The sequence below is a fragment of the Streptomyces sp. NPDC030809 genome (assembly GCF_055572195.1).
The window spans coordinates 214443-240168 of record NZ_JBVIDV010000001.1 but is presented as its reverse complement, the minus strand read 5'-3'; the positions used below and the strand labels follow the sequence as shown (position 1 = coordinate 240168).

The 25726-nt window shown below is 73.7% G+C and carries 23 protein-coding genes and 1 pseudogene; 14 read left to right on the top strand and 10 right to left on the bottom strand.

What is annotated here, in order from left to right; genetic code table 11:
- Positions 1-45 precede the first annotated feature (45 nt).
- A complete protein-coding gene (locus ACZ407_RS01040) occupies positions 46-795 on the top strand; it encodes a class I SAM-dependent methyltransferase (RefSeq protein ID WP_468124403.1) in 750 nt (249 codons plus the stop codon).
- Between the two features lie 33 nt (positions 796-828).
- Here the strand turns inward: ACZ407_RS01040 and ACZ407_RS01035 are convergent, their stop codons facing one another.
- The 3 genes from ACZ407_RS01035 to ACZ407_RS01025 all read right to left on the bottom strand — a co-directional run bounded on the left by ACZ407_RS01035 (position 829) and on the right by ACZ407_RS01025 (position 3644).
- Positions 829-1647 (bottom strand): AAC(3) family N-acetyltransferase, encoded by an 819-nt coding sequence (locus tag ACZ407_RS01035; RefSeq protein WP_468124402.1) that lies wholly within the window; start codon positions 1645-1647, stop codon positions 829-831.
- Between the two features lie 161 nt (positions 1648-1808).
- Positions 1809-2567, bottom strand: a complete 759-nt coding sequence (locus ACZ407_RS01030; RefSeq protein WP_468124401.1) for a hypothetical protein — start codon at positions 2565-2567, stop codon at positions 1809-1811.
- Positions 2568-2723: 156 nt separating this feature from the next.
- Positions 2724-3644 (bottom strand): alpha/beta hydrolase fold domain-containing protein, encoded by a 921-nt coding sequence (locus tag ACZ407_RS01025; protein ID WP_468124400.1) that lies wholly within the window; start codon positions 3642-3644, stop codon positions 2724-2726.
- 226 nt (positions 3645-3870) lie between these two features.
- Here ACZ407_RS01025 and tdh point away from each other — a divergent pair, with 226 nt between their 5' ends.
- The 3 genes from tdh (at position 3871) to ACZ407_RS01010 (ending at position 7177) form a co-directional block, all read left to right on the top strand.
- A complete protein-coding gene (gene tdh, locus ACZ407_RS01020) occupies positions 3871-4899 on the top strand; it encodes an L-threonine 3-dehydrogenase (RefSeq protein WP_468124399.1) in 1029 nt (342 codons plus the stop codon).
- Between the two features lie 151 nt (positions 4900-5050).
- Positions 5051-6250: a glycine C-acetyltransferase gene (locus tag ACZ407_RS01015; protein WP_468124397.1), complete on the top strand. Its 1200-nt coding sequence runs from the start codon at positions 5051-5053 to the stop codon at positions 6248-6250.
- Between the two features lie 12 nt (positions 6251-6262).
- Positions 6263-7177 (top strand): LysR family transcriptional regulator, encoded by a 915-nt coding sequence (locus tag ACZ407_RS01010; RefSeq protein WP_468124396.1) that lies wholly within the window; start codon positions 6263-6265, stop codon positions 7175-7177.
- 31 nt (positions 7178-7208) lie between these two features.
- Here ACZ407_RS01010 and ACZ407_RS01005 read toward each other — a convergent pair whose 3' ends face one another.
- On the bottom strand, positions 7209-8159 hold the full coding sequence (locus tag ACZ407_RS01005; RefSeq protein WP_468124394.1) for a LysR family transcriptional regulator: 951 nt from the start codon (positions 8157-8159) through the stop codon (positions 7209-7211).
- 650 nt (positions 8160-8809) lie between these two features.
- On the opposite strand from ACZ407_RS01005, the gene ACZ407_RS01000 reads away from it, so the two are divergent.
- The gene (locus ACZ407_RS01000; protein WP_468124392.1) at positions 8810-9703 is read left to right on the top strand and encodes an SIS domain-containing protein; all 894 of its coding nucleotides are present in this window, start codon (positions 8810-8812) and stop codon (positions 9701-9703) included.
- Entirely contained in the window at positions 9700-10581 is an 882-nt protein-coding gene (locus ACZ407_RS00995) for a class II fructose-bisphosphate aldolase (RefSeq protein ID WP_468124391.1), read from the top strand. Before ACZ407_RS01000 ends, ACZ407_RS00995 begins: the two co-directional genes overlap by 4 nt.
- Positions 10582-10608: 27 nt before the next feature.
- Here the strand turns inward: ACZ407_RS00995 and ACZ407_RS00990 are convergent, their stop codons facing one another.
- On the bottom strand, positions 10609-11445 hold the full coding sequence (locus ACZ407_RS00990; protein ID WP_468124390.1) for an MBL fold metallo-hydrolase: 837 nt from the start codon (positions 11443-11445) through the stop codon (positions 10609-10611).
- Positions 11446-11562: 117 nt separating this feature from the next.
- Between ACZ407_RS00990 and ACZ407_RS00985 the strand changes: the two genes are divergently transcribed.
- The 5 genes from ACZ407_RS00985 (at position 11563) to ACZ407_RS00965 (ending at position 17903) form a co-directional block, all read left to right on the top strand.
- The gene (locus ACZ407_RS00985; RefSeq protein ID WP_468124389.1) at positions 11563-12753 is read left to right on the top strand and encodes an acyl-CoA dehydrogenase family protein; all 1191 of its coding nucleotides are present in this window, start codon (positions 11563-11565) and stop codon (positions 12751-12753) included.
- A 233-nt stretch (positions 12754-12986) separates the two neighbouring features.
- Positions 12987-14063, top strand: coding sequence for a zinc-dependent alcohol dehydrogenase family protein (locus ACZ407_RS00980; protein WP_468124387.1), 1077 nt, complete (start codon positions 12987-12989; stop codon positions 14061-14063).
- Entirely contained in the window at positions 14060-14752 is a 693-nt protein-coding gene (locus tag ACZ407_RS00975) for a helix-turn-helix domain-containing protein (RefSeq protein WP_468124385.1), read from the top strand. The genes ACZ407_RS00980 and ACZ407_RS00975 overlap by 4 nt, the downstream gene beginning before the upstream one ends.
- Positions 14752-15504, top strand: coding sequence for an HAD family hydrolase (locus ACZ407_RS00970; protein WP_468124384.1), 753 nt, complete (start codon positions 14752-14754; stop codon positions 15502-15504). The genes ACZ407_RS00975 and ACZ407_RS00970 overlap by 1 nt, the downstream gene beginning before the upstream one ends.
- Complete coding sequence (locus ACZ407_RS00965; RefSeq protein WP_468124382.1) at positions 15501-17903, top strand: glycoside hydrolase family 65 protein; 2403 nt, start codon at positions 15501-15503, stop codon at positions 17901-17903. The genes ACZ407_RS00970 and ACZ407_RS00965 overlap by 4 nt, the downstream gene beginning before the upstream one ends.
- Here the strand turns inward: ACZ407_RS00965 and ACZ407_RS00960 are convergent.
- The 4 genes and pseudogenes from ACZ407_RS00960 to ACZ407_RS00945 all read right to left on the bottom strand — a co-directional run.
- Positions 17893-18255, bottom strand: a pseudogene (locus ACZ407_RS00960) (CBS domain-containing protein); the annotation flags it as partial. The gene ACZ407_RS00965 and the pseudogene ACZ407_RS00960 sit on opposite strands and share 11 nt — an antisense overlap.
- 14 nt (positions 18256-18269) lie before the next feature.
- Positions 18270-18875: a CBS domain-containing protein gene (locus ACZ407_RS00955; protein WP_468124381.1), complete on the bottom strand. Its 606-nt coding sequence runs from the start codon at positions 18873-18875 to the stop codon at positions 18270-18272.
- A 139-nt stretch (positions 18876-19014) separates the two neighbouring features.
- Positions 19015-19911, bottom strand: coding sequence for a universal stress protein (locus ACZ407_RS00950; RefSeq protein WP_468124379.1), 897 nt, complete (start codon positions 19909-19911; stop codon positions 19015-19017).
- 13 nt (positions 19912-19924) lie between these two features.
- Entirely contained in the window at positions 19925-20074 is a 150-nt protein-coding gene (locus ACZ407_RS00945) for a CBS domain-containing protein (protein WP_468124378.1), read from the bottom strand.
- A gap of 259 nt (positions 20075-20333) precedes the next feature.
- Between ACZ407_RS00945 and ACZ407_RS00940 the strand changes: the two genes are divergently transcribed.
- From ACZ407_RS00940 to ACZ407_RS00930, 3 genes are read left to right on the top strand one after another with little or no spacing between them, the layout of a single operon-like run.
- Positions 20334-21242, top strand: a complete 909-nt coding sequence (locus ACZ407_RS00940) for a universal stress protein (protein WP_468124376.1) — start codon at positions 20334-20336, stop codon at positions 21240-21242.
- A complete protein-coding gene (locus ACZ407_RS00935) occupies positions 21239-22099 on the top strand; it encodes a universal stress protein (RefSeq protein WP_468124374.1) in 861 nt (286 codons plus the stop codon). The genes ACZ407_RS00940 and ACZ407_RS00935 overlap by 4 nt, the downstream gene beginning before the upstream one ends.
- 7 nt (positions 22100-22106) lie before the next feature.
- Positions 22107-24686: a cation-translocating P-type ATPase gene (locus tag ACZ407_RS00930; protein WP_468124373.1), complete on the top strand. Its 2580-nt coding sequence runs from the start codon at positions 22107-22109 to the stop codon at positions 24684-24686.
- A 142-nt stretch (positions 24687-24828) separates the two neighbouring features.
- Here the strand turns inward: ACZ407_RS00930 and ACZ407_RS00925 are convergent, their stop codons facing one another.
- Positions 24829-25527 (bottom strand): response regulator, encoded by a 699-nt coding sequence (locus tag ACZ407_RS00925; protein ID WP_468124372.1) that lies wholly within the window; start codon positions 25525-25527, stop codon positions 24829-24831.
- Positions 25528-25726 lie beyond the last annotated feature (199 nt).

Below are 25726 nucleotides of genomic sequence, written 5' to 3'. Positions count from 1 at the left end.
CCGGTCCCTGGCGCGTTGATCCCGCCGAAACGTTCCGGTGTGCGGATGTGCGAAGGGCTGGACATGGAGCTGTACGACACGATCGGCGAGCGGTTCGAGGAATCGAAGACGGCGGCGGCGTTCTCCGCAGCCGACACCTTCACCCTGCTCGCCGCCCTGGATGCGCACGGCGGCGTCGAAGGCCTGGACGTCCTCGACCTGGGCTGCGGCCACGGGCACTACACCCGGCTGCTGGCCCGCCGCGGCGCCGCCCGCGCGGTCGGCGTGGACAGCTCGACCGAGATGATCCGCCTGGCCCGCGCGCACGACCCCGGGGGAGCCCCGGACGCGGAGTACGTGGTCGGCGACGCGGCCCGCCTGCCCGCCCTCGGCAGCTTCGACCTCGCCACCGCGGTCCACCTGTTCGACCACGCCCCCGACCGGGCGGCCCTGCACGCCATGTTCCGCTGCGCGCACGCCGCCCTGCGGCCCGGCGGCCGCCTGTTCGCGATCGTCCCGAACCCGGGCTCGCACCCCGACGCCGACTGGTCCCCCTTCGGCGTCCGCATCCTCGAACGGGTCCCGGGCGGGGACGCCCCGCTGCTGCGCGCCCTCTTCCTGACCGATCCGCCGGTGCCGTACGAGTTCCGGGAGTGGCCGCACGCGGAGTTCGAGGCGGCGGCCCTCGCGGCCGGTTTCACGGACGTGGACTGGCAGGTCAACCGCACCCCGCCGCCGGACGGGGAGCGCGACGCGGCCTTCTGGGCCCGCTACCGGTCCTGGCCGGTCGGCTCCCTCATGAACTGCCTGGCCTGATCGACCGGGGCGGAGGCCGTCCCTGACGTACCGTCAACTTCGGTGGGCAGGGAGCCAGCCGACGGCGAAGTCCACGGCATCGCGGAGCGAGAACAGTCGGCAGTCCGCCGACCCCGCCGCCCCGGTCCGCACCGGAGCTCCGCCCGGACCCCCGAACTCCGCCCCGATGGCCGCGAAGTCGCTGTCGTCCAGGTCCACGTCCTCGTACTCCCACCAGCGCCGGACCCCGCCGGACCGCACCACGCACCGGTAGGTGCGCCGCGGCGGGTCCGGCACCCGGTACTCGGCCAGGTGGAAGGCCGTGCACCGGTCGAACCCGACGCCGAGCAGCAGCACCTGCGCGTCCAACTCGTAGAGCCGGGCCAGCGGGGAGTCCTCGCCGAGGTGGCAGTCGGGGTGGTGGCCGCCGACGATCCCGGCGGCCGCCGGGCCGAGCGCGGCGAAGGAGGTCTGCGGATGCCCGCTGCGCAGCGCCCCCGGGGCCTGCCGTGTCGTTTCGGCGAGTACCCCCATGGTGGGGGCCGGGGTGACCGCCGGGTCGAAGGCGGGCATCCGGTCGCGCAGGGCCGCCACCCCCTCGGGGGGCAGCCCCCGGACCCGCTCGCGGTACTCCGGGGAGGTGTCGGAGTTCTCCGGGGTGAAGGTGGGGACGACCAGGGTCCCCGCCGGGCCGAGCGCGGCCCGCAGGGCGCGCAGCACGGCCTCGGAGCCGCGCCCCTCGGGCGGACCCGCCGGGCCGACCGCGCGCATCGACGCGTGCACCATCAGGACGCCGCCCGGCACCACGCCCAACGCGCGGAACTGGTCGGTCAGTTGGATGTCCGAGTGCAGGGTGGTGCGCTGGGTCTTCAAGCCCGTCTCATTCCTGTGGGGCAGCCCCGTCTCGTTGCTGTGGGGCAGCGGAGCGCCGCCCAGCGTAGGGCGGTCCGCCGGGGGCGGGGCGGCGGCCCGGCGAAGCCACCCGAAAGGGGTATGCGGAACGCCCGCCGAGGACGTTCCGCCCGCGCCGCCGGTCATCCCGCGGCCCGCTCCCCGGAGCCCGGCCCCAGGGCGCTGCGCATCTCGTTCTTGGCCCCCCTGAGACAGCTCAGCACCCGCTCGTGCCGGTCGCCCGCCGCGTCGCACACGCGCAGCCGCAGCTCGATGTCGTACAGCCGGCTCACCAGCCGCATGGAGAAGCGGCCCACGTCGATCGTGCCCAACTGGCCGCCCTCGCCGATGGTGTTGAGGTAGAAGTCCCGCCCGTTCAGCAACCCCTGGCCCGGCGGGTCCGAGGCGTGGCCCCGCATCAGCTCCTCCAGCGCGGCCTCCCCGGTGATCCAGTCGGTCCGCAGCCGCCGGCCCGTCGAGTCGGCCGTCATCCACTCGATCCGGTAGGCCGCGCTCTCCACGGTGGCACTGTGCGTGCCGCCGTTGAGGGCCTTCACCACCCAGACCTTCGCGCTGGTCATGCCGAAGGTGTTCTCCTGCGGCTCCCCGGACCAGCCCATCTGCGGGCGGGCCGAACGCGCGTACTGGGCGCGGGCGAAGGCCACGCCCGCCGTGAGCGCCAGCATGTTCGACACCGACTGGAGGTCGAGCAGCGAGAGCCGCCACGGCCACTCCTGCCGGGTCCCCGCCGGCAGGTTGAGCCGGACCACCTCCCAGAGCAGCAGCAGCGCCAGCAGCGCCAGCAGGACCAGCGGGATCGTGAACAGGACCATGTTCCGGCCCACCCGCCGCTGCACGTTCCCCGCGCCGGGCCCGCCGGTCCGGTCCGCACGCTCGTCCACCGCGGCCTCCTCGACGCCCCCGGGCCAGCACCGCCGCCCATCATGGGACGGCGCGCACCGCTTGAACAGGGCGCACGCACGGCGCTCGCCGCCGGCCCCCGGGGCACGTCCCGGCTGAGCGCCCGCCGCCTCCCACCCGGCCCCGGCCCCGCGGACCTATCCGCCCGACGCGACCCCGTCCAGCAGCCGCGTGATCCGCTCCCGGGCCGCCCGGCCCTCCGGGGTCGGCAGCAGCGGATAGCAGTGCGGCTGGCCGTCGGCCTCGATCAGCTCGGCCGGGGTGCCCGCGAGCCGGGCCCGCGCGAGCAGCTCCCGGCTGTCGGGAGCGAGCACGTCCCGGCTGCTGGTGAACACCGTCATCGGGGCCAGCCCCGCCAGCGAGCCGAAGAGCGGGCTGACCCGCGGGTCGTCGGTCGCGAGGGTGCCCGCGTACAGCCGGCCCGCCTCCCGCAGCCCGGCCCGCGCCAGCAGCGGATCGCGGGCCTCGATGGCCGGCTGGTCCGGGTGGCTCACCGAGAGGTCCAGCCACGGGGAGAGCAGCACGATCCGGCCGGGCTGCACCCCGTTGCGGTCGCGCAGCTTCTGGGCCGCCGCCAGCGCCAGCCCGGCCCCCGCGGAATCGCCGATCAGCACGGTCCCGCCCGGACCGCCGCTCTCGATCAGCCCGCTCAGCAGGTCCGCGGCCACCGGGACCGTCCGGTCCGCGGTCCCGCGCGGGGCCAGGGTGTAGGCGGGCACCACGCAGTGCGCCCCGGCCTCCGCCGTCAGCGTCCGCACCAGGGACCAGTGCGGGCGCACCAGCTCGTTGATGAACCCGCCGCCGTGCAGGTACAGCACCCGGGACGAAGGCTCCCGGTCGCGCGGGGAGACGTCGTACACCGGCCAGGCGCCGACGATGGTCCGCGAGACCTCCGCGACCCGCCCCAGGCTGCGCGGCGGATGGTGCGGCGCGGGCCGGCGGGCGCTCTCGGCCACCCGCGCCCGCACCGCCTCGGCACTGGCCCAGCGGCGCCTGCGCCCCGACGCGGTCATCGCGGCGGACAGCGCCCTACTGCGCAGACTCGGTACGCCCCTCACCCCACACCCCTCCCAGCGGCGGCGGTCCCGCAGCCCCTGCTCCATCACAGCAGGTAGGAGCATAGGCGTGAAGTTCTGCTGGGGGCCTGCTTAAGAAATCCTCGATGGACCGATGGCCGATCTTGTCGGCACATTGGTGCGCGTCGAGAGTACGTGCGGGGCTCGTGTGGCCCACGGTACTCATGCACCCGTCCCTCCCCGTTCTTCCCCGCATGGAGCCGCACCCATGAAGGCACTCGTCAAGCACAAGGCCGAGCCCGGACTCTGGCTCATGGACGTGCCGGAGCCCGAGTACGGCCCCGGCGAGGTGCTGATCAAGGTGCTGCGCACCGGCATCTGCGGGACCGACCTGCACATCCGGTCCTGGGACGGCTGGGCCCAGGGCGCCGTGAAGACCCCCCTCGTGCTCGGCCACGAGTTCGTCGGCGAGGTCGCCGCGGTGGGCGCGGGCGTCCAGGACGTGACCGTGGGCGACCTGGTCAGCGGCGAGGGCCACCTGGTCTGCGGCAAGTGCCGCAACTGCCTGGCCGGCCGCCGCCACCTGTGCCGCGCCACCATCGGCCTCGGTGTGGGCCGGGACGGCGCGTTCGCCGAGTACGTGGTCCTGCCCGCCTCGAACGTCTGGGTGCACCGCACCAAGGTCGACCTCGACGTGGCGGCGATCTTCGACCCGTTCGGCAACGCCGTGCACACCGCCCTGTCCTTCCCCCTGGTCGGCGAGGACGTCCTGATCACCGGCGCCGGCCCGATCGGCATCATGGCCGCCGCGGTGGCCCGGCACGCCGGCGCCCGCAACGTCGTGATCACCGACGTCAGCCCGGAACGGCTGGAACTGGCCCGCAAGGCCGGCGCCACCCTCGCCGTCAACGTCGCCGAGTCCTCGATCGAGGCGGCGCAGCAGCAGCTCGGCCTGCGCGAGGGCTTCGACATCGGCCTGGAGATGTCCGGCCGCCCCGAGGCCATGCGCGACATGATCGACAACATGACGCACGGCGGCCGGATCGCCATGCTGGGCCTGCCGGCGCAGGAGTTCCCGGTGGACTGGGCCAAGATCGTCACCTCGATGATCACCATCAAGGGCATCTACGGCCGCGAGATGTTCGAGACCTGGTACGCCATGACCGTCCTCCTGGAGGGCGGGCTCGACCTGAGCCCCGTCATCACCGGCAAGTACGCCTACCAGGACTTCGAGGCGGCTTTCGACGAGGCGGCCACCGCCCGCAGCGGCAAGATCATCCTCGACTGGACCGCCTGACCGGCCACGGGGTCTGACCACCCCTGTCCCGGCCGGGCCCCGCACCCCCTCCCCCCTCCGCGGGGCCCGGCCACCCCCTTCCCGCGGCCGCCGCCTCCCGGCCCCGGCCCACCGCCCGCCCCCGTCGACTCCGCCGCACAAGGAGCAGCACATGTTCGAGTCCGTACGCGAAGACCTCCGCGCCACCCTCGACGAGATCCGCACCGCCGGCCTGCACAAGCCCGAGCGCGTCATCGGCACCCCGCAGAGCGCCTCGGTCGCCGTCACCGCGGGCGGCGCCCCGGGCGAGGTCCTGAACTTCTGCGCCAACAACTACCTGGGCCTCGCCGACCACCCCGAGGTCGTCGCCGCCGCCAAGGAAGCCCTGGACCGCTGGGGCTACGGCATGGCCTCCGTCCGCTTCATCTGCGGCACCCAGGAGGTCCACAAGGAGCTGGAGGCGCGGCTGTCGGCGTTCCTCGGCCAGGAGGACACGATCCTCTACTCCTCCTGCTTCGACGCCAACGGCGGTGTCTTCGAGACCCTCCTCGGCCCCGAGGACGCCGTCATCTCCGACGCCCTCAACCACGCGAGCATCATCGACGGCATCCGCCTGTCCAAGGCCCGCCGCTTCCGCTACGCCAACCGCGACATGGCCGACCTCGAAGCCCAGCTCAAGGCCGCGGCCGAGGGCGGCGCCCGCCGCAAGCTGATCGTCACCGACGGCGTCTTCTCCATGGACGGCTACGTGGCCCCCCTCCAGGAGATCTGCGACCTCGCCGACCGCTACGAGGCCATGGTCATGGTCGACGACTCGCACGCCGTCGGCTTCGTCGGCCCCGGCGGCCGCGGCACCCCGGAGCTGCACGGGGTCATGGACCGCGTGGACATCATCACCGGCACCCTCGGCAAGGCCCTCGGCGGCGCCTCCGGCGGCTACGTCGCCGCCCGCGCCGAGATCGTCGAGCTGCTGCGCCAGCGCTCGCGCCCGTACCTGTTCTCGAACTCCCTCGCCCCGGTCATCGCCGCCGCCTCCCTCAAGGTCCTCGACCTGCTGGAGTCCGCGGGAGACCTGCGCGAGCGCCTCGCCGAGAACACCAAGCTGTTCCGCACGAAGATGACCGAGGCCGGCTTCGAGATCCTCCCCGGGGACCACGCCATCGCCCCCGTCATGATCGGCGACGCGGCGGAGGCCGGCCGGATGGCCGAGCTGCTCCTGGAGCGCGGGGTCTACGTGATCGGGTTCTCCTACCCGGTCGTCCCGATGGGCCAGGCCCGCATCCGGGTCCAGCTCTCGGCCGCCCACTCCACCGAGGACGTCGAGCGCGCGGTGGCCGCCTTCGCCGACGCCCGGGCCGCTCTCCAGGCCTGAGACAATGGCGGGGTGATCGACCCCCGCCGCCTGCGCATCCTGCGGGCCGTGGCGGACCACCGGACGGTGACCGCCGCGGCCGCCGCGCTCTACCTCACCCCCTCGGCCGTCTCCCAGCAGCTCGCCGCACTGGAACAGGAGACCGGGCACGCCCTGTTCTCGCGCAGCGGCCGGGGAGTGCGGCTGACGGCCGCCGGGGAGATCCTCCTCGGCCATGCCCACGAGGTCCTGGCCCAGCTCGAACGCGCCGAGGCGGAGCTCGCCGCCTACGCCGGCGGCAGCTCCGGCGAGGTCACCGTCGCCGCGTTCGCCACCGGCATCGCCGAGGTGCTGGCCCCCGTGATGGCCCGCCTCGCCCGCGAGCACCCCGGCATCCGGGTCCGCGTCCGCGACTCCGAGGGGGACCAGAGCCTGCCCCTGCTCCTCGACGGCGAGGCCGACGTCGCGCTCGCCGTCGAGTACCGGGGCGGCCCCGGCGCCGACGACGCCCGGCTCTCGCTCGTGCCCCTGTACGCCGAGCCCTTCGACGCCGTACTGCCCGCCTCGCACCCGCTGGCCATCCACCCGGCGGTCTCGCTCGCCGAACTCGCCGACAGCGACTGGATCGGCCAGAGCCCCGGCAACCCCTGCCACGACGTGGTGGTCCTCGCCTGCGAGCTGGCCGGTTTCCAGCCCCGCCTGGTGCACTCCTCCGACGACTTCCGGGCCGTGGTCGCCCTCGCGGGCGCCGGAGCCGGGGTGGCCCTCGTACCGCGTTCCGCGCTGCGCGGCATGGAGCTCAAGGACATCGTCGTACGGCCCGTCACGGGCCCGCCGGCCACCCGGCGGGTGTTCGCCGCCGTCCGCCGCGGCGCCCAGACGCACCCGCTGCTCCGGCCGGTGCTCGACGCCCTGCGGCAGGAGGCCGCGAACCTGTCCACCGGCTGAGCGGGGGCGCGATCGGCACCGGTCCCGCGTCTCAGTCCGTACGGGGGTGCGCGGCGAGCTCCTCGGGCGAGGTGCCCGGATGCCCCGAGGTGCGGGCGACCTCCGCCACCGCCTGTGCGAACGCGCACAGCAGCGGGGTGTCGTGGCCGCGCTTCCACACCAGGCCCCAGTCCAGCGGCGGGGCGTCGGTGATCGGGATGTACGCCAGGTCCGGCCGCCGGTAGAAGCGCACCACCTGGGCGCCCACCGGATAGGCCCCCTTGCCCGCCGCGATCAGCGCCAGCCCCTCCTGGAGCGAGGTGGCCTGCGCGCCCCGGTCCGCCGCCTCCTCGGCGCCCTCGCTCAGGCGCCGCGAGCGCGACCAGTACGCGGGCATGGTCGGGGTCTGGATCATGGCGACCCCGTCGAGGTCCGCGAGGGTCAGCTCGCTGCGGGAGGCCAGCGGGTGCGCGGAGGAGATCGCCAGCACCCGGGGCTCGCGCACCACCGGCGGACCCGTCGTCAGATCCGGCTCGCGGACCGGGAAGCTCGCGTTCATCAGGTCGAGCTCGCCCGAGCGCACGGGCTCCTGGGCCACTCCGAAGGCGTACTCCCGCAGCCGGACCTCGCAGTCCGGGTGCGCCGCCCGGAAGGCGTCCGCGGCCAGCACGAACAGCTGCCCCCACAGCGCGCCGACGAAGCCGACCCGCAGGGTGCCGCTGGTGCCGTGCGCGGTGGCGACCGCCCGGCGCACCGCCTCCGCGATGGCCAGCGCGTGCGGTGCGAGGTCCGCGCGCAGCTGCTCGCCCAGCGGGGTCAGCGCCACCTGGCGGCTGGTGCGCAGGAAGAGCGGGGCCCCGATGCGGCGCTCCAGCTTCTTGATGGTCTGGCTGACGTGCGCCCGGGACACCCGCAGGCGCTCGGCGGCACGGCCGAAATGCAGCTCTTCGGCGAGGACCAGGAACCCTTCGAGTTCATGCCGCTCCAACACGATGCCCTCCATCGGTAATCCTGAGTGATCGATTGTTGCAGTTTTCGGCGTTGTTCCTGGTGGGACCCGTCGAGCAAGGTGTACGGAGAGCATGCCGAGGGCCGGTTCCGGCCCCCAGGGCGCTGCTCTCCCCGGGCCGTCCGCGCTGCTCAGCCGGGCCCGGCGCCGCCCGCCCGGCGGCCGCTGACGCGTGGCGCGGGTGTCGGGGGATGCGCAGATCGTCAGGAACGGGGGTTCGGACGACCTGCCCCCGACGCCCGCGCCGCGGAACCGGGCCGGGACCGCGCCGATGCGGCGCCCCGTCCGGTCGAACCTGCCGCTGCCGCTGCCGCTGCCGCTGCCGCTGCCGCTGCCGCTGCCGTGTGCCGTGTGCCGTCTGCCGTCTGCCGTCTGCCGTCTGCCGTCTGCCGTCCGGCGCCCGCCCTCCGCCCGCCGCCGTCTGCCTGCAGCCGCCCGCCGGGGCGGCGCCGCAAGGATCCCGTACGACACCTCGTGCACCGGACCGTGACCCGGGCAGGGGGCAGTTCCTGGCGGAGATGCTTGAAGTTGCTTGAAACCAGGCGCTAACTTGCAAGAACAAGCACAGAGGCCCCGCGTGGCCTGTGTGAGAGCAAAGCGCCGGAGCACGCACGCGCAAGGGACCCCAGAGGGAGTCGCCCGTCATGAGCAGCCATGCCGCCCACGAACTGAGCTCGCAGCCCGAGTGCTGGCAGCGCGCCGCCGAACTCGCACCCGCCCACCGCGAGATGCTGCCCGCCCCCGGGGAACGGGTCGCCCTCACGGGCTGCGGCACCTCCTACTTCATGGCACGGGCCGCCGCCGCCCTCCGCGAGGCGGCCGGCCTGGGCGAGACCGACGCCTTCCCGGCCTCCGAGTTCCCCGCCGGACGCCGCTACGACCGGGTGATCGCCCTGACCCGCTCCGGCACCACCACCGAAGTGCTGGACCTGCTCGCCGCGCTGCGCGGCCGCACCCGTACCACCGCCGTCATCGGCGACCCCGACACGCCCGTGGCGGCCCTCGCCGACGAACTCGTGGTGCTCGGCTTCGCCGACGAACAGTCCGTGGTGCAGACCCGGTTCGCCACCACCGCCCTCACCCTGCTCCGCGCCCACCTGGGGGAGCACCGGCCCGCCGCCGTCGCCGACGCGCGCACCGCCCTCGCCGAGCCGCTGCCCGAAGGGCTCGCGGACTGCGGCCAGTTCACCTTCCTGGGCCGCGGCTGGACGGCCGGACTCGCCGAGGAGGCCGCACTCAAGATGCGCGAGGCCTCGCTCTCCTGGGCCGAGGCCTATCCGGCGATGGAGTACCGGCACGGGCCGATCAGCGTCACCGGGGAGTCCAGCGCCACCTGGATGATCGGCGAGGCCCCCGCCGGCCTGGCCCAGCAGGTGGCCGCCACCGGCGGACGCTGGGTGCAAGGGGAGCTCGACCCGCTCGCCGAACTCGTACGCGCCCAGCGCCTCGCGCTCGCCGTGGCCGCCCGCCGGGGCCTGGACCCGGACAGCCCCCGCCACCTGACCCGCTCCGTGATCCTCGCGGGGGAGACCCGATGACCCTGTCCGCCACCGGCGCCCTCGTCGCCGCGGCCGCCGCCGGCCGCCGGGCCGTCGCCGCCTTCAACATCATCACCCTGGAGCACGCCGAGGCGGTCATCGCGGGCGCCGAGGCCGTGGGGGCCCCGGTGATCCTCCAGGTCAGCGAGAACGCCGTGAAGTACCGGCACGGCCGGGTGCTGCCGCTGGCCAGGGCGGCCGCCGCTGCGGCCGAGGCCGCCGAAGTCCCGGTCGGACTGCACCTGGACCACGTCAAGAGCCCCGAACTCCTGCGCCAGGCCGCCGCGGCGGGCTTCAGCTCCGTCATGTTCGACGCCGCCCACCTGCCCTACGCGGAGAACCTCGCCGAGACCCGGGCGGCCGCGGACTGGGCGCACGCGAACGGCCTGTGGATCGAGGCCGAGCTCGGCGAGGTCGGGGGCAAGAACGGGGCCGCGCCGCTGGACGCGCACGCGCCGGGCGCCCGTACGGACCCCGAGGAGGCCCGCCGGTTCGTCGCCGCATCCGGGGTGGACGCACTGGCGGTGGCCGTCGGGAGCAGCCACGCCATGACCACCCGCACCGGGCGCCTCGACCACGGCCTGCTCGCCCGGCTCGCCGTGGCCGTGGACGTCCCCCTGGTGCTGCACGGCTCCTCCGGCCTGCCCGACGGGGAGCTCGCCGCGGCCGTCTCCGGCGGCATCACGAAGGTCAACATCGGGACCGCGCTGAACGTGGCGATGACCGACGCCATCCGCGCGTACCTCGACGCGCACCCGAGCGCCGCCGACACCCGCACCTACCTGTCCGTGGGCCGGGCGGCGATGGCCCGCACCGCCTCCGAGCTGATCACGGCCCTGGGCGCGGGACTGCCGCTGACGGAGCCGGCACGGGCCTGAGGCGGGCCGGGGGCCCCGCCGGTGCGGTCAGGCCCGTCCGGCGGTCGAGGACCGGGGGACCCGGGGCGGAGCCCCCGCAACGGTGAACCGCGCGCCGGGAGCGGCGTACCCGACCGGCCCGGCGAACCGCTTCGCGGCCCGCGCCACCGCTTCCTCGGGAGTGAGGAAGGGCCCGACGTGCGTCACCAGCAACCGCCCCGCCCGCGCGGCCGCCGCCGTCTCCCCGGCCTCCTCCGGCGTGTGGTGGACCGGCGGCCCGACCGGGGGCCCGTCCGGCGCACCGTCCGGCGGTGCGTCCCCCTCCGCCTCGCACAGCAGCACGTCGCAGTCCGCCGCGAGTTCGGTCAGCGCCCCGCAGGGTGCGGTGTCCCCCGAGTAGACGAGCGAGCCGCCCGCCCCCTCGATCCGCACCGCGAAGGCCGGCATCCCGTGCGCCACCGCCCGCGACTCCAGCGCGAGCGCGCCCGCCACCGCCCGGTGCCCGTCGTGCAGTTCGCGGACGTCGAACGCGTCCTCCACGGGGCTGCGCCGGGCCGAGTTCGTGAGGAAGCCCGCGAGCCGGTCGGCCGTTCCGGGCGGGGCGTACAGCGGCAGCGGTGCCCGGGGGGCGAGTTCCGCGAACAGCAGCCCGTAGTACGCCGTGAGCAGGTCCGCGCTGTGATCGGCGTGCAGGTGCGAGACCCAGACCGCGTCGAGCCGGTCCAGTTCGGTGTGGCGCCGCAGCTCCCCGAGGGTCCCGCTGCCCGCGTCCACCCAGACCCGGCTGCCGCTCCCCGTCACGAGGTACCCCGAACACGGGTTGCCGGGCCGGGGATACGGGGTCGCGGACCCCAGTACGGTCAGGGCAAGTGGATCATCGGCCATGCCCGGAGTCTACGAGCGACGGCCGGCCGCCGCGCCCCTTCCACATTCCTGGAACAGGTTCTACTCTGTGCGCCGCCGAGCGGGGACGTACCGCAGCAGCCGGACTCTGGAGGGGCCGTGCACCTCGAATACACGCCTGAGCAGCAGCAGTTGCGCGCCGAACTGCGTGCGTACTTCGCCGAGCTGGTCCCCGAGGACGTCTCCTCCCGGTACGCGGAGCCGGCCGCGCAGAAGCAGTTCTACCGCGAGACCATCCGCCGGCTCGGCGCCGACGGGTGGCTCGGGGTCGGCTGGCCCGTGGAGTACGGCGGCCGGGGCATGACCCCCATGGACCAGTTCATCTTCTTCGACGAGGCGGCCCAGGCCGTGGTGCCGCTGCCCCTGATGGCGCTCAACACCGTCGGCCCCACGCTGATGCAGTACGGCACCGAGGAGCAGAAGGCGTACTTCCTCCCGCGCATCCTCTCCGGGGAGATCGACTTCGCCATCGGCTACAGCGAGCCCGACGCCGGCACCGACCTGGCCGCCCTCAAGTGCCGGGCCGTCCGCGAGGGCGACGAGGAGACCGGCACGTACGTGGTCAACGGGCAGAAGATCTGGACCACCAACGGGGACACCGCCGACTGGGTCTGGCTCGCCGTGCGCACCGATCCGGACGCCCCCGCCCACAAGGGCATCACCATGCTGCTGGTCCCCACCTCCGACCCCGGCTACAGCTGCACCCTCATCAACACCCTGGCCTCCCACGACACCACCGCCAGCCACTACGAGGACATCCGGGTGCCCGCCTCCCGCCGGGTCGGCGCCGAGAACAAGGGCTGGCGCCTGATCACCAACCAGCTCAACCACGAGCGCGTCACCCTGGCCGCGCACGGCACCATGGCCATCCGCGCCCTGCACGACGTACAGCGCTGGGCCGCCGCCACCAAGCTCGCCGACGGCCGCCGGGTGGTCGACCTCGGCTGGGTGCGCGGCCGGCTCGCCCGCACCCACGCCCGCCTCGACGCGATGAAGCTCCTCAACTGGCAGATGGTGAACGCCGTCCAGGACGGCACCCTCACCCCCCAGGACGCCTCCGCCGTCAAGGTCTACGGCTCCGAAGCCCGCCGCGACGCGTACGCCTGGCTCATGGAGATCGTCGCCGCGGCCGGCCCCCTCAAGGACGGCTCGGCCGGCGCGGTCCTCCACGGAGAACTGGAACGCGGCTACCGCAGCGCCGTCATCTTCACCTTCGGCGGCGGCAACAACGAGATCCAGCGCGAGATCATCTCCTGGATCGGCCTGGGCATGCCGAGGGTCCGCCGCTGAACCGGTGCGACTCGGCGGCGGTCGGGGTGTGATCCGTGCGGGGGACGCGAGCCGTGCCGGCAGCAGCCTGCTTTCGGGACGGATGCCGGCCTCCACCGTCGCGCCGGCCCGGCTCTGCCCGGATGGGCCCGATCGGTCCCGGTAAGGGGCCGACCGGCCCAAGCGGGGCGAAGGGAGGCAGGCACAGCCTGGCGGTGTCCCTTCCGCACAGCACACCGAGAGAAGGCCGCGCGATGAAGGCACTCGTCTTCCACGGACCCGGACGGACCTCCTGGCAGGAGGTCCCGGACCCCTCGATCAAGGACGCTGCGGACGCGATCGTCCGGGTGGACGCCGTCACCATCTGCGGCACCGACCTGCACATCATCAAGGGCGATGTCCCCGAAGTGGCGCCCGGCCGGATCCTCGGCCACGAGGCCGTCGGCACGGTCGTGGAGACCGGCGGCGACGTGCGCTCCGTACGGCCCGGCGACCGGGTCCTGATCTCCTGCATCTCCGCCTGCGGCCGCTGCCGCTTCTGCCGCGAGGCGCGCTACGGCCAGTGCCGCGGAGGCGGCGGCTGGGTGCTGGGACACCTCATCGACGGCACCCAGGCCGAGTACGTACGCGTGCCCTTCGCGGACCTCTCCGTCCACCCGCTGCCCAGCGCCCTGCCGAGCCACGAGGCGGTCCTGCTCGCGGACATCTTCCCGACCTCCTACGAGGTGGGCGTCCTCAACGGAAACGTGCGCCCCGGCGACACGGTCGTCGTGGTCGGCGCGGGCCCGATCGGCCTGGCGGCCATCGCCTCCGCGGGGCTCTACAGCCCGTCGCGGATCATCGCCGTCGATCTGGCCGCCGCCCGGCTGGCGGCCGCACGGGAGCTCGGTGCCGATGCCGCCGTCGGCGCGCAGGAGGAGCCGGAGAAGCTGGTGGAGGACCTGACCGACGGACTCGGCGCGGACGTGGTCATCGAGGCGGTCGGGGTGCCCGAGGCGTTCGAGATGTGCACGCGCATGGTGCGGCCCGGCGGCCGGGTCGCCAACATCGGCGTCCACGGCAAGCCCGCCGTCCTGCACCTGGAAGACCTCTGGATCAAGGACGTCACCCTCACCACCGGGCTCGTCGACACCCACTCGACCCCCATGCTGCTGCGGATGATGGCCGCAGGTCGGCTGCCCGGGGCGGCGATGGTCACCCACCGCTTCGAGCTGGACCAGATGGAGGAGGCGTACGACGTCTTCTCCCACGCCGGCGACACCGGCGCGCTCAAGGTCGTGCTCGGCGGACCGCAGCACGACACGGTCGCCGTACCGCCCGAGGAGGCGTGACTGCCGTGAAGAGCATCCCGCACCCCCCGCTCCCGCCCGCCGGCGGGACGGGCGGACGCACCGACCTGGGCCGCCGCCTGGCGGCCCGCCGCGACGAACTCGGCCTGAGCCGCGAGGAGCTGGGCCGGCGGTGCGGAGCGGACGGCAACTACATCGCCTACCTCGAGGAGCGCCCGGCCTCGCCGTCCATGGGCACCCTGCTCCGTGTTGCCGACGCCCTTGGTGTGACCGTCGACGACCTGACCGGTGCGAGGGCCGACCGGGTCCCGGGACGGGCCACCCCCCGGCGCGACACCGCGCTGGTGCCGTTGGACGAGACCGAGTGCAGGCGGCTGCTGGGCACCCACGGTGTGGGCCGCATCGCGGTCTTCACTCCCGAAGGTCCGGCCGTCGTGCCCGTCAACTACATGGTGGCGGGCCCCTCCATAGCCTTCCGGACCGCCGGAGAGACCGTCGCTGCCCGGGCGGCGGGCACCGAGGTCGCGTTCGAAATCGACCACATCGACGACGTGACCGCGGAAGGCTGGAGCGTGCTGGCCGTGGGCGAGCTCCAGGCCGTGACCGACAGGGACGAAAGCCGGCACCTGGTCGTCATGGCCCGGTCCCGGCCCTGGGCCGGCGGCGACCGCGCCCACTGGATGAAGCTCACTCCCGTCCGACTCACCGGCCGCCGCGTGGTGCACGGCTGATGAACGCCGTGGACGCGGTCGTCTTCGACACCGACGGAGTGCTCCTGGCCACGGCGGCCCGGCACGCGGCCGCCTGGAAGGAGACGTTCGACCGCTGCCTCGCCCAGTGGAACCGTCCTGGTGAAAGGCCGCGTCCGTTCGATGCCGTCCGTGACTACCGGAACCTGGTGGACGGCCGGTCCCGGCTGGACGGCGTACGAGCGTTCCTGTCCGCACGCCGCATCCGCATCCCGCCCGGGGCACCCGAGGATCCGCCAGGGTGTGCCACCGTGCACGCGGTGGCCGCCCGCAAGGAGCAGATCTTCTCCGAGATGGTGCGGACCGACGGCGTCGCCGTCTTCGACGACGTCCGGCCGGCGCTCCTGCGCCTACGGGGGATGGGGATCGGATGTGCCGCCGTCTCGGCCTCGCGCCACGCCCGCTCCCTCCTGGAATCCGCGGACCTCGTTCGGTTCTTCGACGCCGTCATCGACGGTCAGGACGCCGACGCCCTGTTCCTCCCGGGCAAGCCGGCCCCCGGCCTCTTCCTCGAAGCCGCCGACCGGCTCGGTGCGGGCCCCGGGCGCGCCGCCGTGGTGGAGGACGCGCTCGTCGGCGTCGAGGCCGGACGCCGGGGCCGCTTCCGACTGGTCGTGGGCCTCGATCGCGACGGCGACCGGCGCACGGCGGACGCCCTGCGCGCCCACGGCGCCCATCTCGTCCTGCCCGACCTGGCCGCACTGCCGACCGCTCTTGAAGGCGGCCGGCCGTGAACACGGCCTGGCGGTGGGAGTACACGCGCTACGACCCCAAGACCGAGCGGCTGGTGGAGTCCCTGTGCACCCTCGGCAACGGTCGCTTCGCCACCCGCGGGTCAGCACCCGAGAGCACCGCCGACGACGTCCACTACCCGGCCACCTACCTCGCGGGCGGCTACAACCGCCTCAGCTCCACCGTCGCCGGACGCGCCGTCTCCAACGAGGACCTGGTCCGGCTGCCGGACTGGACCGCCCTGCGCTACCGCTGCCTGGCCGACGGCGCCCCGCCCGGCGACTGGCTCACCCCCGACCACCCGACCCTGCGCCACTACCGGGTCTCGCTGGACCTGCGCACCGGAACGCTCACCCGCCGCATGCTCTTCCACGACGCCGACGGACGCCGCCTGGGTGTCACCCACACCCGCCTCGTCCACATGGCCGACCCGCACCTGGCCGCGCAGCGCACCGAGTTCCGCGCGTACGGCTGGACGGGCCGGATCGAGGTCGAATCCGTCCTCGACGGCGACGTCGCGAACTCCGGCGTGGACCGCTACCGAGCCCTGGCGGGGCGGCATTTCACCGAGCAGCGGGCCGGCGTGGAAGCAGCAGGCACCGCCTGGCTGGCCTGCACGACCTCCGCCTCCCGCATACGGGTCGGGCTCGCGGTCCGGACAGGGTCACGGCCTCTGGCCGCAGTCGAAAGGACGTGCACGGCCACCACCGCCACCCAGCTCTCCGCACTGCCGATCAAGCGAGGGAGTCCGGTCGTGGTCGTGAAGACCGCCGCGCTGTTCACCTCGCTCGACCGCCCCCACGCCGATCCCGTACGGTGCAGCATCGAATCCGCCGAACACGCGGCAAGCTTCTCCTCCCTGTCGGCATCCCACAGGGCGGCATGGCAGCGGCTCTGGAGCGACGGAGGGGTGAGCGCGGCGGGTGAGACCGGCCGGATCCTGCGCCTGCACGCCTTCCACGTCCTGCAGACCCTCTCCCCGCACACCGCCGAGCTCGACGTCGGCGTCCCGGCCCGCGGCCTCCACGGGGAGGCGTACCGCGGGCACGTCTTCTGGGACGAGCTGTTCGTCCTGCCCTACCTCACCCTCCACTTCCCCGACACCGCCCGCGCCCTGTTGAAGTACCGGCACCGGCGGCTGCCCGCAGCCCGGGAGGCAGCCCGCCGGGCAGGGGCCAAAGGCGCGATGTTCCCGTGGCAGAGCGGCAGTTCCGGGGACGAGGAGACCCAGCGACTGCACCTCAACCCGCGCTCCGGCCGCTGGCTGCCCGACCACTCGCACCTCCAGCACCACGTGGGCTCGGCCATCGCCTGGAACGTGTGGCAGTACGGCCTCGCCTCCGGCGACACCGGATTCAGGCACGGCCCCGGCGCTGAACTGCTGCTCCACATCGCCCACTTCTGGGCCGACGTCGCGACCTGGGACGCCGGCCTCGCCCGCTACCGCATTCGCGGTGTCCTCGGCCCGGACGAATACCACGACGCCTACCCGGACGCGGCCGCGCCCGGCATCGACGACAACGCCTACACCAACGTCACCGCCGCCTGGGTACTCGCCCGGGCCCTCGACCTGTACGAGGAGCTCCCGGCCGCCCGACGCGCCGAACTCCTCACGCAACTCGGCTGCGAAGCCGACGCACTCGATGGCTGGGCGGAGATCTCGCACCGCATGTACATCCCGTTCCACCGCGACGTGATCAGCCAGTTCCACGGCTACGGCGACCTCGCCGAGCTGGACTGGGACACGTACCGCGCCCGCTACCACGACATCCGCCGCCTGGACCGGATCCTGGAGGCCGAAGGCGACACCCCCAACCGCTACCAGGCGTCCAAGCAGGCCGACACACTCATGCTCGGCTACCTCTTCCGCCCCGCCGAACTCTCCCGGCTCTTCGCCCGGCTCGGCTACGTCCTCGACGACGAGCTCTGGGCGCGGACGGTGACGTACTACCTCCAGCGGACCTGCCACGGTTCCACGCTCAGCAGCCTCGTCCACGGATGGGTCCTCGCCCGGCAGCAGGGCGAGGACGCCTGGCAGTTCTGCAAGGAAGCCCTCCTCGGCGACATCACCGACGTCCAGGGCGGCACCACCGGCGAAGGGATCCACCTCGGGGCCATGGCAGGCACCCTCGACCTCGTCGAACGCGGCATCGTCGGGCTCGACCCCGCCACCGACGGCCTGCACATCGACCCGGTGCCGCTCACCGACATTCCCGGATCCACGTTCTCGCTCTCCTACCTCGGGCACCGGGACATCCGCATCTGGTTCCGGCAGGGCCGCATGGGCATCCACCTCCCGCCCTCGCTCCACGGACCCGTGCCACTGGTTCTCCCCGGCGACCGGCGGGAGTGGATCGCCGCGGGCCAGGAACGCTGGTTCCGCTTGCCGGAACCCGGATGAGGTCGCCGCGGCTGAGGTCACCGATGACGCAGCCGTCCGCGTCGATGACGGGCAGTCGTTTGACCTGGTGCCGCTCCATGACCCGGGCGGCGCGGACCACGCTCCACTCGGGGCGTGCCGTGATGGCTGGGCTGGTCATCAGCTGTTCGGCCGTCGCGACTCCGCGGGCAGGACGCCGCCGCAGCAGGTCGGCTTCCGATACGACCCCGACCGGGCGCCGCGCATCGTCCACGACAGGAACGGCGGTGACGTCGAACTCCTTGAGGAGCCGCGCGATTTCCTTGAACGGGGTACCCCGCTGCACGGTGACGGCGGTCGGTGTCATCAGTTCCGCGACGCTGCGGTGCCTCATGGCGGGCCGTCGCCTCAGACGGGCATGGGGACGGTGAAGTCGGCCTTCACGTCCACGACGCCGGCCACGGTGCGCGCGGCGCGCACGAGCACGTCTCCGAGCGTGGGGTCGGGCAGGGTTCCGTTCAGGTAGACGATGCCGCTGGCGACGTGAACGTGCACTTCGGCGGAGCCGTGCGGGACGAGCTGGTACGTGATCAGCTCGCGGAGTTCGGTTCCGATGTCCGCGTCCGGCCGGAGGTAGACCTTCAGCAGGTCGCCCCGGCTGACGACGCCGACCAGGCGGCCGTCGGCATCGACCACGGGCAGGCGCTTGAGGTGGCCATGGGCCATCAGGCGGGCCGCGCCCGCGATCGTGGCGTCCTTCGGCACGGTCACGGCCGGGCGGGTCATCAGCTGCTCGGCGGTCGCATCGCGGGACGCGCCGGTCTCGTCCTGCGTCCTGAGCAGCAGGTCGGCCTCGGACACGACGCCAACCACCCGGCCGTCCTCGGTGAGGACCGGAAGAGCACTGACGTGCCACATCCGCAGCGCTTCCACGATGTCCTTGAAAGCGGTTCCGCGGTCGACGGAGACGACGGCGTGCGTCATCACGTCGTCGACGGTGCGCAGGTGCTGCATGGTCTTTCCTCCGGTGGGTGTCGCCGGGCGAGCGGGTGTCCACGATGGTGGGAGGGCGATCCGGGCGGGCTCTTTTCCGCCCTTCTGCCTGCGGTCCCGCTCTGCCGGCCATGTCGTCTCCCGCCCTTGACGGGGTGGTTCAGTCGTGCGCGACGACCGCGACCGGTGCGGCGGCGTGGTGCAGCACGGCGTGGGCGACCGAGCCCAGGTGCGCGCCGAGCGGTGAGCGGCGCAGGCGGCGTCCCACCACGACCAGTCCCGCGCCCCGGGATGCCTGGACGAGCCGCTCGCCCGCCGCACCTCTGAACACGTCGTGGCTGACCTCGACACCGGGGAACTCGTGCCGCCAGGGCAGCAGCATGTCGTCCACCATGCGGGTGACGCTCCTGCCGATGTCCCGTTCGTTGTCGGGATCGAAGAACGGGACGTACGTGTAGGCGGGCGGCAGCTTCCATCCGTGCACGGCCCGCAGCGCGCAGCCGCGCCGTGCTGCTTCCTCGAACGCGAAGGCCAGGACCCGGTCGCAGGATTCGTGGATGTCGACGCCCACGACGATCTCCGCGGACGCGCCGGTGCCCGGCCCGTCCGGCCCGTCCGGCCCGTCCGGGTCGTCCGGGTCGTCCGCGACACGGACGAGGACGACGGGCGTGTCGGTCGCGGCCAGCGTGGCCAGCGCCACCGAGCCGACGAGGAAACCGACGAGTCCACCCAGCCCACGCGAGCCCAGTACGAGCAGCCCTGCATCGGCGGCTTCGGCCGCGAGGGCTGCTGCCGGCCGGGCTGCCGGGCATCGGCTCGTGATCTCGAGGTCCGGATGGCGGCGCCGGAGTTCCTCGGCCGTCTCGGTCAGTGTCTGGTCCGCCCACCGGTCCGCCTCCTGGCGGCCCACCCCGGGGAACACCGGGTCCAGTGGCCAGTCGACCGCGTGCACGAGCCGCAGCGGTACCTGCCGCAGGACGGCCTCGCGTGCGGCCCAGCGTGCCGCTGCTCGGCTCTCCGGGGAGCCGTCGACTCCGACGGTCACGTGATTCTTCATGGCTCGGCTTCCTTCATCGGGTTTCGGTGACCGACGACCAGGGCATCGGGACTCCGCCGATGTCGGACTGGGCGAGCAGCTTGGCGACGTCCTTGAAGGTGGTGTCGGGGGCCACGGAGACCACCTCGTCGGTCATCAGGTCCGCCACCTTGACGTGCTGCATGGCGCCTCCTGCTCCGCTGTGTCGTACGTGGCTGAGGTGTCGTGCTCGTGTACCCCACCTTCCGCCGGGGCGCGGCCGGCATCGAGGGCCGAACGGCCCCGTCCCGGGACCGTGAGGGCCACCCGCTCCAGGTGGTACGGGACCCGTCCGCACGATGGGGACCTTCGGCCCCGGTCGCGGTCCCGGGCGGCCCTCCTGCGGTGTCCGCGCCGGTGGCAGCGTGAGTGGTGTTCCATCGGCTTCTCGGTTGGGAGTGACCGTGGAGAGCACCATCCGTACCCCGGACACCAGCTCAATCGTCGTCGGCGTGGACGGCTCGGAGTCGGCGCGCGGCGCCGCCCTGTGGGCCGCCGCAGAAGCCGTACGCCGTGGCCGCCCGCTGCACGTCGTCTTCGGTGCCGACACCGACGGCCGGGCCCTGTACCTGTCGGCGGAGTCCATCGAGAAGGTCCGCGCCGCAGGCCGGGAGCTTCTGGACGACACGGCGAAGGCCGTGAGCGCCGAATACCCCGGTCTGCTCGTGACCACCGAGTTCAGCCGCACCGACGCCGTCACCAGCCTGCACCGGGCCGGCGGCCTGCACGGCACCATCGTCGTGGGCAACCGCGGACTGGGCGGCTTCGACTCCCTCCTGCTCGGCTCCGTCGGCCTGGGCACCGCAGCCACCGCCAGGACGCCCGTCGTCGTGGTCCGCGGCACCGACGCGGCGGAGGAGCGCGGCACCGTCCTCGCCGCCGTCCGCGACGAGCACGACCTCGTGTGCGCCCGGTACGCGGCCCGGGAGGCCGAGCTGCGCAAGGCGTCGCTGAGGCTGCTGCACGTGTGGAACGTGCTCGGGTCCGTCGGCAACGTGGTCAGCATGCTCGACGGAGTGGACGAGATCGCCGGAGAGCACGGCGAAAGCCTGAAGGCCGTCATGGACACGATCCGCGGCGAGTTTCCCGACCTGGCCGTCGAAGCGGACGCGGACACGAGCATCTCGGTGGCCGGAGTGCTCGTCGAAGCGTCCCGCCACGCCGACCTGCTGGTCATGGGCGGCCGCAGGGCGCCCGCCCTCCTCGGACTGTCCCCCAACCTGGGCAGGGCCACGCACACCCTCCTCCACCACGCGCACTGCCCCGTCCTCCTCATCCCCCGGTCCGGCAGTCGCACCAGGAGCCGGTCATGACCACGGGGAACGGCGCGCGTGACATCGTCATGGGGATCGACCCGGCCCGGGACTGGCACCTTCCCCTGGCCTGGGCGGCCGACGAGGCCCACCGGCGGCGGCTCCCGCTGCGCCTGCTGGTCGCGGTGCCGCCGCAGCACGACACCCACCACGTCGACGACACCCCGCGGCAGACCGCGCTGCGACGGGCCGGAGCCGACAGGCTGGCCGAGGCCGAGAGCTGGGTCCTCGACCGCCATCCGGAGGTGTCCGTCACCACCGGCCTGCTGGGCGGGTTCCCCGCTCACGCCCTCGGCGCGGAGGCGAGCCGTTCACGCATGATCGTCCTCGGGTCCCGTCACCTGGGCCGCACCGCGGAGTTCTTCAGCGCCGGCTCGACCGTCGTCCCTGTGACGGCCCAGGCAGGCTGCCCGGTCGTCGTCGTGGGCGACGCCGAGCACGTCACCCGGCAACCGCCCTACGTCGTGGTCGGGGTCGACGGCAGCGCGTCCGCCTCCGACGCGCTCACCTTCGCCTTCGACGAGGCCGACCTGCGGGGAGCCGCCCTGCGGATCGTCTGCGTGTGGCAGCCGCCGCTGTTCATGCCGGACGACGAGGAGGTTGCTCTCCGAGCTCAGCGCACCCTGCTCGCCGAGGCCGCCGCCGGACGGTCGGACAAGTACCCGGACGTGCACGTCACCCATGAGGTGCTCACCGGCCATCCGGTCGAGGAACTGGCCCGCGCGGCCGAACACGCCCTCGCCGTCGTCGTAGGGCGCCGAGGCCGCGGCGGCTACACCGGCATGCGGCTCGGCTCCGTGGTCCACGGGCTGCTGCACCGGGCGCACTGCCCCGTGATCACCGTCCCCACCGGATGAGGCCGTCATGACCAGCCGCGCAAGCGCAGCACTGCCCGTCCGTGCCCCGGTTCCGCCGGGGCTGGCGCAGGCAGAGGCCGACCGCCGGCTGGCCCGGTACGGTCGCAACGAGGTGGCACCGCCGCGGCCCACGCCCGTGTACCGGAGGGTTCTGGCGCAGCTGCGCGATCCGCTGATCATGGTGCTGCTCGGTGCCGCACTGCTGACCATCGCGATCGGAGACCACCCGGACGCCGTCGTCATCGGCCTCGTGATCGTCGTCAACACGACTGTGGGGGTGGCCCAGGAAGTCCGGGCGGACCGTGCCGTCGCCGCGCTCTCCGCCCTCTCGGCCCCGCACGCCCGGGTGCTGCGCGACGGTACTCCCCACGAGGTGTCGGCGGCCCTCGTCGTGCCCGGCGACACACTGCTGCTGGGCGAGGGCGACATCGTCGCCGCGGACGGTGACCTGGTCGACGCGTCCGCGCTGCTGATGGACGAATCGATGCTCACCGGCGAATCCGAGCCGGTCGACAAGGCCCCGGGGGAGACGGTGAGCGCGGGGACCGTCGTCGTACGAGGTCGGGGCGTCGCCACTGTCACGGCCACCGGCCCGGCCAGCGCCCTCGGCCGGATCGCGGCACTCCTGGGGGACGCCGGCTGCGAATCCACCCCGCTGCAGCGCCGACTCGCCTCCCTCGGCCGGGTCCTGGCCACCGCCACCCTCGCCCTGTGCGTGCTGTTCTTCGCCCTGGGCCTGATGCGCGGCCTCGCCGTGGGCACCATGGCCGTCACCGCCATCAGCCTGGCCGTGGCCGCCGTGCCCGAGTCCCTGCCCGCCGTCGTCACCCTCGCCCTCGCCCTGGGCGCCCGCCGGATGGCAGCCCGGGGCGCGCTGGTCCGCCGCCTGCCCGCCGTCGAGACCCTGGGCTCCGTGAGCGTCCTCGCCACGGACAAGACCGGCACCCTGACCGAGGGCCGCATGGTCGTCCAGCGCGTATGGGTCCCCTCGTGGACGGCCGACCTGACGGGTACCGGTTACGCCCCCCATGGCGTCCTGACCCGCGAAGGACACCCCCTGACGCCCGAGGAGCTCCAGCCCGTGCGGGAGCTGCTCACCGCTTCCGCCCTGTGCAACGACGCGAGCCTCAAGCCGCCCCGGGACCAGTCGGACGGCTGGACGGCCATCGGCGACCCGATGGAAGCGGCACTTCTGGCAGCCGCCGCCAAAGCCGAGTGCCCGCATCCGACGGAGCTGCACCGAACCCGTCCCCGCACCGGGGAAATCCCCTTCGACAGCCTCCGCAAGCGGATGACCACCCTCCACCGCGCTCCTGACGGAACCACCTCGGTCTGCCTCAAGGGGGCACCGGAAACGGTCCTCGACCCGGAGATCCTCGGTGAACCGCCCGAGCTCCTGGATCGCGCCCGCCGACAGGCCGCAGCCCTGGCCGCCCAAGGCTTCCGCGTACTGGCGGTCGCCACCGCCGACCGGCCCCAGCCGCACGTGACGCCCGGCGAGGCGGAGCACGGACTGCGCCTGCTCGGCCTGATCGCGATCAGCGACCCTCCCAAGGCAGCTGCCGCCGCCACTCTCGCGGCCTGCCGTGCGGCGGGCATCACTCCGGTCATGATCACCGGAGACCATCCGGCGACGGCCCACGCCATCGCCGTGCGCACCGGACTCGTCGAGGACGGCCCCGCCGGTGAGGTCCTCACCGGCCCCGAGCTGGCCGAAGCCCCGGAGGCCGACCTCACGCACGTACGCGTCTTCGCCCGTACCGACCCGCAGCAGAAGCTGGACATCATCCACGCCTGGCGGGCCCGTGGCGCCGTCACCGCCATGACCGGCGACGGCGTCAACGACGGCCCCGCCCTCCGCCAGGCCGACATCGGCGTCGCCATGGGCGCCCGCGGCACCGAGGTGGCCCGCCAGGCCGCCGACCTCGTCCTCACCGACGACGAGCTCGGCACCGTCGTGACCGCCGTGGAGGAGGGCCGGCGGGTCTACGACAACGTCCGCCGCTTCCTCGTCTACGCCCTGGCCGGCGGAACCGCCGAGATCCTCGTGATGCTCGTCGGCCCGCTGCTCGGCCTGGCCCTGCCCCTGCGGGCCGGTCAGATCCTGTGGATCAACCTCCTCACGCACGGCCTGACCGGTGTGGCCATGGGCGCCGAACCCGTCGCACCCGAGGCCATGCGTCGCCCGCCCCGGCCGCCGGACCAGCACATCCTCGCGGCGGGCGCCTGGCAGCGCCTCCTCGTCCTGGCGTCGGCCGTGACGGCCACCAGCCTGCTCGCCGGTGTGGCGGCCCGCGCCATGGGCCCGCCCTGGCAGAGCGTGCTGTTCCTCGCCCTGCTCGCGGCGCAGCTGGGCGTGGCCCTGGGCCTGCGGACCCGCCTGCTGACCAGGGAGAACCTCTTCCTCCCGGTCTCCGTTGCCGGCTCCGCCCTGCTGGCGGTGGCCGCGCTCCACGTCCCTGCCCTCCGGTCTCTGCTGGAGACCGAGCCCGTGGGCTGGGGCGGGACCTGGCTCGCCGCAGCCGCTGCCGTCTTCGCCTTCCTCACCGCCCGGCTCCTGCGGGGCGCATTCCGCAGCAAGGCATGATCATGAACGCGTACGCACTCGGACACGGCACGGGACCCACTCCGGGGGGCGACCGGTCGCCGGGCGCGGCGAGGAGGAGCACGGCATGCGTCTGGAGTGGCAGGTGCCCCCGGTCGCGCGGACCCGGTGAACGCAGGCCGCCCTACTGCTTCGCCGTACCGGCGTCGTGCTCGTGAACCTGGGCGGCGATCACGGCGGCCTGCACCCGCCGCTCGACGCCCAGCTTCCCCAGCAGCCGCGAGATGTGGTTCTTCACCGTCTTCTCGGACAGGTAGAGCCGCTTGGCGATCTGCCGGTTGGTGAGACCCTCGCCGATCAGCTCCAGGACGGCCCGCTCACGCTCCGACAGCGCCGCCAGCCGGGCGTCCTCCGCTTCCTCCGCCGCTTCCGGATCCCGTAGGGAGTGCATCAGGCGGGCTGTGGTGGCCGGGTCCAGCATGGACTGTCCCGTGGCGACCGTGCGGACGGCCGAGACCAGGTCGGAGCCCTTGATCTGTTTGAGGACGTAGCCGGCGGCGCCCGCCATGATCGCGTCCAGCAGGGCGTCCTCGTCGTCGAACGAGGTCAGCATCAGACAGGCCAGGTCCGGCATGCGGGAGCGGAGCTCCCGGCAGACGGTGATGCCGTCGCCGTCGGGCAGCCGCACGTCGAGCACGGCGACATCAGGGCGGAGCGCCGGTCCACGGGCCAGCGCCTGCTCGGCGTTGCCCGCCTCTCCCACGACGGTGATGTCCGGCTCGGCGTCGAGGAGGTCCCGCAGTCCTCGCCGGACCACCTCGTGGTCGTCGAGGAGGAACACCTTGATCGGCGCCTCCGCGGAGACGTTCGGATCGTCGGACATGATCGCCCCCGGCTGGGTCCGTCGCTGTGCACTTCCACCCGAATTGTCTCAGGTGGGCGGGCAACGCACCCGCCCTGCGACCCGGGCGGAGCAATCCCTCGGGGTCGCGGCCGGACCGACGACCTCCCGGAACGACGCCTCGCGGCCGAGGGGGAGCGCAGCGTGCGTCATGACGTCACCGACGGTGTGGCGGGATGCG